At 56.7% G+C, this 1,319-nt stretch carries 1 protein-coding gene and 1 pseudogene; one reads left to right on the forward strand and one right to left on the reverse strand.

Translation table 11 applies throughout. The features are described 5' to 3' along the window. Nucleotides 1-573 (forward strand): annotated as a pseudogene (locus VJ956_RS10555) (hypothetical protein); the annotation flags it as partial. A 194-nt stretch (nt 574-767) separates the two neighbouring features. Here the strand turns inward: VJ956_RS10555 and VJ956_RS10560 are convergent. Further along, a complete protein-coding gene (locus tag VJ956_RS10560; protein WP_324084625.1) occupies nt 768-1,238 on the reverse strand; it encodes a DUF6998 domain-containing protein in 471 nt (156 codons plus the stop codon). Nucleotides 1,239-1,319: the final 81 nt, after the last annotated feature.

Genomic DNA, 1,319 nt, shown 5'->3' on the forward strand with positions numbered 1-1,319 from the left:
GACAACGTCACCGGTCGGTTCTGGGAAGGCCGGTTCAAGAGCCAGGCGCTGCTGGACGAGGCCGCGCTGATTGCGGCCATGGCTTATGTCGACCTCAATCCAATCCGCGCCAACATGGCCCAGGCCCCGGAAGAGTCCGACTACACAGCCATCGAGCAACGGATTCTGGAGCAGAACCCCAAGATTGCGAGTCAAGTCCCGGAGGCAATGGAGAAACTACCGGAAGACTTGCAGACCGCGATCGGCAAACTGATGCCATTTGCCGACCAGGCACCGAAAAACCCCGAGCGGGCGATTCCCTATGAGATACAGGACTACCTGAAACTCGTGGACTGGTCGGGCCGCGCCGTGATCGAGGGCAAGCAAGGCAGTATTCCGGAGAACCTGCCGCCGATCCTGGAGCGGCTGAAGATCGACCCGGCGTCGTATGTCAAGTTCATCAATCGAAGCGAAAAAACCCGGTTCGGCAGCTTCATTGGACCGCTCGAAAAGATGCGAGACCTCGCCGAGCGTTTCGGAAAATCCTTCCTAAAGGGCCAGACGGCCGCAGCCCAGCTGTTCAGGCCAGGCTAGAACCGCATCAATCCTGATCTTTACCCGGATGGCCGCAAGGCCAGGTTTGGCGTGCCTGATATTCGGGCATCTCGTGATTCCTGGCGAAATAGTGCCAAGGGAAGGGTGGAACAGCAGTTTCCGATGCCAGCCAACCGTTTCGGAAATCTAGCTTGACCCTCTAACTTATGGGTGTCCGCGTTCGTTTGTTTTTCTCAGATCGGTGATTCTCTATGTACCCTGACCCGGTCTTCTTTCGATATTTCCCTATCCAACTTCGCAAGCCGGGTGAGAGATATCGGGCGCTGACCATTTGCCTGCATCTTCCCGGCGTGGTGCCATGCGATCGAACCTGGTCCGTTGTATACGACGCGAACGGGCCCGCCCTTGGGCCGGTGCAGGGCAATCAGATGATCGGGCTCGTGACGGATTGCCACGCTTTTGCCTTGGGTTAGCTTGATCTCGACCATCTTGCCGTCGCGTGTCATTGCGTCGTGGCCTTGGGTCGAGGCGGCGTTTAAATCTAGATCAAAAATGTAGGCGGCAACAACTTCTCCAACGCTCCCGACAAGATGGCCGTCAAGCGTGAACTTGCGGCCAGGGAACATGCCTTCGAGACCCTCTGAAGCTTCATACAAAGCATCGAGGTATCGGGTGACTTTGTCCCAATCTATAGTTTCATTCATTCTCAGACAATCCCGGGCTCGAGGGTGATAGGTTGATTGACCAGCCCGCTAACTCGGCCGGATCGATGTCTGCCCGGTTCA

It is taken from the genome of Marinobacter sp. (genome assembly GCF_035268745.1).
In the GTDB taxonomy this organism is placed as follows: domain Bacteria; phylum Pseudomonadota; class Gammaproteobacteria; order Pseudomonadales; family Oleiphilaceae; genus Marinobacter.